The following is a 6,456-nucleotide window of genomic DNA, read 5'->3' as shown; positions in this document are numbered from 1 at the left end:
CTTAAAAAAGTGAACTAAGCGAACAAATATCACTCAAATGTGATAATTAGTAGACAATATGGACTAATTACTAATAGGATGGGGTTTTAGATCCTAATAAAGTAGTAGTTCTAATGTATTTGTTGATACCGCCGTTATTGATATCAACTAGGCAGTAAATGGCAAATTCAACAGCGTGCGTAAAGCACATTATTTGAACCAGGTTAAATGGTAGATGAAATCTGGTGCATTAGATTTAAGTAATTAACTACACAATAATTATAAAGGTGGGTTTATGTTACGTTCTGTCACGTTGCTATCAGCAGCATTACTAATTTCTCAAGTTAGTTTTTTAGCAATAGCGCAAGATGCTGCTCAATTAGAAGCAACGCAGCCACACCACATCATTCAAGAAGAAAATGAGTCAAACCGTTTTCAAACAACATTTCTGAAAAGACAAGTTGATCAAACTATGTCGGTAGGAAGGGCAATAAGTTCTATTGCAGGACACTACCCTAAAGAAATTGTTTCCATTGTTGATATTGCATTAGACACTTACCCAGACAAGTATCGTGAAATTATTTTTGCTGCTATATCTGCCCAACCCGCATCAACAGAAGAAATTGTTAAGCTGGCTATAGAAAAGGAAGTAAGTAGCTGCCCTAATATTGTTCAGCTTGCTATAAAGGCCGAACCTACTTATGTTGATTTCGTGGTTCAAGCTGCAGCTTTGTCTACACCAGAAGAACTCGATGAGATTGTTCGCGTAGCAGTGTTAACTCAACCCGATGCGGCTGACAGTATTGTGCAAACACTATCTCAGGAGCACCCTAATAAAATAGTAGAGATAATGACGAGCGCATTGAATGCTGTACCATTTGTTGGCGAGTATGTGGTGGATGCATTACTTGCTGTATTTCCAAATGAAGCGGAAAAAGTGGTCGAAACCGCTGTACGAGAATCTTCACAACAAAGAGAACAGGTTTTACGTATATTGAATACCGCACAAAATGCAGGAGTTTCCGACGATAAATTGAAAGAGTATGGAATATCGGCGGGTTTAACTGAAAACGATGTGCAAACAGCACTTAACAATTAATACGCTTAATACCATCACGTTGGTGTGAAGATTCTAACGAATACTTGAAAGCTGCCTTTAATGAAGCGCCCCCACTAATTGGATTGTCCAACTAAAGGGGATCACTTCACGAAGCGGCTTTTTTAATTTCTGCAATAACAACGGCTAGCTCATATTAACTTGAGCAATGCCCCCCTTTAACGCAATAACTTTATAGGGCTATTGTTGCTTTTCGAGCATAGCGGCTTCTTTGTAGAGCATTAACTCGGCTTTTAACAAGTCTACTTTCGCTTTTATTGCTTTTATACGCGCTTTAATTTCATTTTGTGCTCTTGCGTTAAGTACAAACATATCACTATCCCCTGCGTCAAAACGCGTTTTTTCAACTTTAGCAAGTGTATTAGCCAAAGCTGCATTTTCACTTTGCAATGCGCTTATGTCTTTTGCTTGTAACCAATACACTAGGGCTTGCTCAAAGCGTTGCGTAATAGCTTCCTGTGTTGACGTTAGCTTGTGCTCAAGCTCTCTCTTCTTTGACAATAGCTGTGCTTGCTCTGCTTTTGCTTTTCTGTTGCCTAATGGATATGAGAAAGCTAAACCTAATTTAGTTTCCGTCCCATCAAGTGAAGTGGGCCCCGCTCCCAGATCTCTTGCCACTGAAGCTTTTAAGTCTAATTTTGGTAACAGCGCATTTTTGCTTAACTCTACTTTATTCACGACAACTTGCTGCTCTAGTCTCATAACATCAAGTTCGGGGTGCTGATTTAACGCTTTTCGCAATGTGGCGAGTTGGCCATCTCCTACCCAAAACGGCCAGTTGAGATGATCTGGCGGCTGATTTTCATCTATTCCTAACATAGCGCCTTCAGGTGAGCGCCAGTAGTACGTCAGCATTTGAGCGTGCGCATCGCGCTTTTGCTTCAGTTCTGCCAATAATAAGCGTTGTTGAAGTATATTTGCACGAAACTCAGTTAATACGATACTGGCAACATCCCCCTTATCAACCCTAATAGTAAGTGCACTCTCTCTTTCAGCTGCAGCTTTAAGCAGTTCCTCCACAGCCAATACCTGCAGTGCACTCTCGTACCAAGCGATATATTCACTAACACCTTTATATATAAATTCATTTTTCAAAGATGCAGCTAAGGCTTGCCATTGTGATGAGGCCAATCCCGCGTTTTTCAGCTCAGTTCTTCTTTTATCAATTTCTCTATTCTGAAGCAGTGATAATGCAACGCCAACGCTTGCCTCTCCTCCTGACAAGGTTTCATATCCCCCTTCATATGAAGGAAAGTCTCCTTCAGAAATACGATATTCAGTAAAAACCTCACCGTTGAAATTCTCTATAGGATTAGAGAACCTTTGAGTCAAATTTGTACCATCGTAATAACCACTGAGTCGACTTTTAGTTTTTTGCTCAACAACTGGGTCGAAACGACTTCTCGCAATTTCAAGTTCTGCAGCAGCTTGGTAGTTTCCCTCATCAATCGCCAACACATACGGATGATAGTGAAGCATGCTATCTATCAATTCATCAATACTGGGGGCCGCGCGTTTCATTGTGTTATTCGCTGTCGTCGGTATAGCCACAAAAACGAACAGTATGAACGTTAGCAATTTGGCGCTATTGCTCACCATGTACTACTCCCCTTCGACTCTGCTGTTCCTGACGAATTAGAACTTTGCGTAGGCAGAGGTGGGAAGTTATTCAATTGTCGCCACATTTCATAGCCTAGGCGCACTTCTTCAAGTAATACCCATGCTTTTACTCGGCTACCTAATCGCGCTGAACTTTCAGCCGGCCATGGTACATCATTTTCATCTGGTCTTATCCAAACATTAAAATCTCCCATGGCATTTGCCACTGGCTCAACGTAGACCACTTCTCCACCAAAGGTACCTATGGCACTGCCCGGCCATCCGCTGAATTGGAACACCGGCCAGCCTTCAAATTGCAAGCGTGCTTTAGCACCAGTTTTCACCAAAGGCGCATCTAACCCTCGTACTGTTACTCGAACACTTCGCTTAGCGTCAGCTGGAATAAATTGCCCCAAAATATCTCCCGCTTTAACAAAGGTCGACACACCACCCGATAACAAGCGCACTACGGTACCATCTACCGGCGCAAACTTAGTTTGCGTAGATTGGCGAGATAACGTCATACTCACAGAGTTAATCTCAGATACCGAAGCCGCTACTTTTGCTCTTAACTCTTGAACTGTTATCTGCGCTTTTTCTACTTCTTTTGTTGATACCAACCCTTGTTCCTGAAGAGATATTTGGCGCGCTAGGTTGTTTTCTGCATTGCGAACCGCTGTTTCATTGGCCTCTCGCTTCAAATTCGCTGCGGATAATTGCGACTGCAATTTCTCAAGCCTTTGCGCATCAATATCGATTAAAGTAACAATAGGGTCGCCTGCTTTAACCTGTTGGCCTTCTCTTACATGCCATTGTTTAACTTGTCCGTCTACAAGTGCGTTAATGGGTTGCGTGCGATCTTTAGGATCGAGTGAGTCAACCATCCCGGTTCCATAAGCGGTTTGGATCCATGGTGTGTAATACAGCACGAGACAGGCTGCGACTACCAGAAAGATTATTATTCCAGTTATTACTCTATGAAACTTCGGAACTTTCAAAGCTGGCAATGTATCTATGTTGTCAAGAAAGCGGCGTTCTGCGTTATTCATTTACTTTCTCTCCTTGTTACTTCTAACGGCTTCCTCATGTCCACCGGCTTCATTACGAGCAACAACCGTGGCGCTATCATGTAGATGTATTACCCCATTAAAGCGTTCTTGCATTGGCATATTGGTAAAGTACATAACAGTAAAGTCGTATTGGTTTAGTCTTTTCAGCAGTCTTGAGCGCAATTCAACAGGGATAGCATCAAAGTGTTGGTTTAATATAAGTAGTTTTGGCTCACCAATAATTGCAGCGGCAAGTTTCAATAACAAAAACTCCAATGGCTGTAGGGGCGCCCCAAGTTGAGAAAGGCGTGTCTGTAAACCGTTTGGCAGCGCTTCAACCACAGTGTGCATTTCTACAACCTCTAAAACCGCTCTAATATCGGCGAAAGTTGCTTTAGGCTGTGCAAGCTTTAGATAACGCTCAATGGTTACTTCGATAATTAAGGCGCGATCGAGTATGGTCACAGCCTGTCTTAACTCATGCGTGTCATAGTCGTTTAAGCTGTAATTACCAATTAACACATCACCGGCTTTAACGCGCTCATATTGTTTTAGGTAACCAACCAGTTGCTTTTGAACCCAGCTTTTGTCTGATGTGAAAAAATACTTATCGCCAGACTCAAACATCATATCCAGAACGCATTTATCGTTACCATTAGACAATACAACCTTGTTGAAAATGAGCTTTGATGATGTGGGTATATGCTGAGCTTCTGAATTTAGCTCTTCTTGTGGCATTGACAATGCTGTACCCAGTTTTTCTGCGGCACCATAAAGCTCGTAGTACAGTTTAAGATACTGAGTGAATCGAGATAAACCTAGAAAAACAGCAGACATCACCAACTCTGCGGCCACAAGCTGTCCTATAGATAACTGACCTTGAACAACCAAAACTCCCCCAATCCCAAGTAGTGACGCACTCGCCACCGCATACATAAGTAAAAACATGACCACTTGAGAAAAGGTATAGTGAAAGTGGCGCTCATGCTTTTGTACGTAGTTACTTATGAAGTTCTCAGTACTTCTGCCTGCATATTCAACATGGTCAGCCGACTTAAAGAACTCGTGTGCACTGGCAATGTCATTTAACCATTTAGCCGATTCATACTTTGCATTCGAGAGCTCTATTGCTGTCCTTTTTGCACCACGCCCCCAAATTTTCCATACAGCGTACATGGTTAGTAAAAGTACAACGTTGAATGCAAACAGCGCTGGGTGATAGAAAGATACCAATGTAAAACCCACCAGCATTTGCAAAACTAAAGCAAAGCCGTCAATCATTAAGGAAGGCATATTTTTCTGGAAAGTCATGATGTCAAAATAGCGCTGGGTTAATGTGACGTTTTGCCTACCCTCAAAAAAGCTATGTGGTGCCATAATGGTTTTAACCCCAAGTGCCGCCGTTAGCCTTGCATACACTTTACGTTCATAAAATTCCATTACACGCATACGGAGTGCACTAAGAATGCCAGAAATGAAAAGTGTGAGAAAAAGAACGACAGCCAAAATAACCACAGCTCGTGTAGAGCCGATATTCGCAATACTATTAATAAGTGTTTGAACAGCGATAGGTACTGCTAGTGTCATTAAACTGATGGCTATGCCATATATTATTGCGACGGAAAAGAAGCCAGACTCAGGTTTTAGTAGTGAGAATAGCGTTTTACGCGTTTCACGTAGATTAATTACTTTTGCCATAATATGTCTTCAGGTTTCACCACGGGCTTATAGTGTGTTTAGTGTAAGAGAATAGACCGTCAGAATAAATCTGTTATATTCTTCTAAGTTCATCGAAAAAAACTTAATTATGCATCATTTAAATTATCATCATTTGTACTATTTCTATCTTGTTGCGCGAGAAGGCAGTATTGCAAAGGCTGCCAAACTACTTCACGTTACTCCTCAAACGGTAAGTGGGCAACTAAGTACGTTTGAAAGTCAGTTAGGATATTCACTTTTTGACAGAATAAATAAGCGTTTGTACCTTAATGCTAAAGGAAAAGTGAGTTATCAATATGCCAGTGAAATATTTCACAAAGGTTATCAACTGGCTGAAATACTTAATAATAGTGACGAAATCACTACGAACGAATTTGTGATAGGTATCACTAACGGCATTCCGAAAGTCTTATTTTACGATTTTGTTCATAGCACAATGCGTGCATTTTCTAATGTAAAATACATCATTAAAGAAGACAGTTTTGATGGTTTGTTGAAAGAGTTAGCTATTAACGCCATTGATTTCATTGTTGCTGACCGCGGTATTGCACCGGGAACACAAGTGAATGCCAATAGCTATTTTCTAGGCGAGAGTTCACTTAGCTTTTTTGCAAAGCAGGCGCTTTCAAATAATCAGCAGTTTCCAACTTGTTTAAATCAGATGCCATTACTCATACAAGGCTACACCTCCGGTATTCGACAGGCATTAACAAGCTGGCTAGAAGCAGAGCAACTGCACCCCAAGATTATTGCTGAATTCGATGACAGTGCTCTGCTGAAGCTTTTTGGAAGTGAGAATTTCGGTGTGTTTTGTGCCCCTTCCGCGATATCACAACACGTAGAGGCGCAATACAACGTGCACTGTATTGGTAACGCAGCCACGTTAAACGAACGCTACTATGCCATTACTGGTAAAAGTCGCGCTGACAATACAATCTGCAATGCCATCGTACGTTCAGCGCAAACAATTCTTCAAGGTGGAGATTAAGTCTC

Annotated in this window: 5 protein-coding genes; 2 read left to right on the top strand and 3 right to left on the bottom strand. The window is 41.5% G+C overall.

Annotated features, from left to right (window positions below):
* Positions 1-274 precede the first annotated feature (274 nt).
* Positions 275-1,078 (top strand): hypothetical protein, encoded by an 804-nt coding sequence (locus EYR97_RS21425; protein WP_131095793.1) that lies wholly within the window; start codon positions 275-277, stop codon positions 1,076-1,078.
* 198 nt (positions 1,079-1,276) lie between these two features.
* Here the strand turns inward: EYR97_RS21425 and EYR97_RS21420 are convergent, their stop codons facing one another.
* Genes EYR97_RS21420 through EYR97_RS21410 form a run of 3 tightly spaced genes read right to left on the bottom strand, consistent with a single transcriptional unit; the run spans position 1,277 to position 5,442 of the window.
* Positions 1,277-2,695, bottom strand: a complete 1,419-nt coding sequence (locus EYR97_RS21420; RefSeq protein WP_131095792.1) for a TolC family protein — start codon at positions 2,693-2,695, stop codon at positions 1,277-1,279.
* Positions 2,689-3,744 carry an HlyD family secretion protein gene (locus EYR97_RS21415; protein ID WP_131095791.1) on the bottom strand — a complete coding sequence of 352 codons (1,056 nt, stop codon included), beginning with the start codon at positions 3,742-3,744 and terminating at the stop codon, positions 2,689-2,691. The genes EYR97_RS21420 and EYR97_RS21415 overlap by 7 nt, the downstream gene beginning before the upstream one ends.
* The gene (locus EYR97_RS21410) at positions 3,745-5,442 is read right to left on the bottom strand and encodes an ABC transporter ATP-binding protein (RefSeq protein WP_131095790.1); all 1,698 of its coding nucleotides are present in this window, start codon (positions 5,440-5,442) and stop codon (positions 3,745-3,747) included.
* Positions 5,443-5,551: 109 nt separating this feature from the next.
* Here EYR97_RS21410 and EYR97_RS21405 point away from each other — a divergent pair, with 109 nt between their 5' ends.
* A complete protein-coding gene (locus tag EYR97_RS21405; protein WP_131095789.1) occupies positions 5,552-6,451 on the top strand; it encodes a LysR family transcriptional regulator in 900 nt (299 codons plus the stop codon).
* The last annotated feature ends 5 nt before the right edge of the window (positions 6,452-6,456 follow it).

Origin of the sequence: Alteromonas sp. KUL42 (assembly GCF_006538325.1) — a bacterium.
Classification (GTDB): Bacteria; Pseudomonadota; Gammaproteobacteria; order Enterobacterales; family Alteromonadaceae; genus Alteromonas.
Note: the sequence above shows the minus strand (reverse complement) of the source record. Positions and strands in the feature narration are given on the sequence as shown.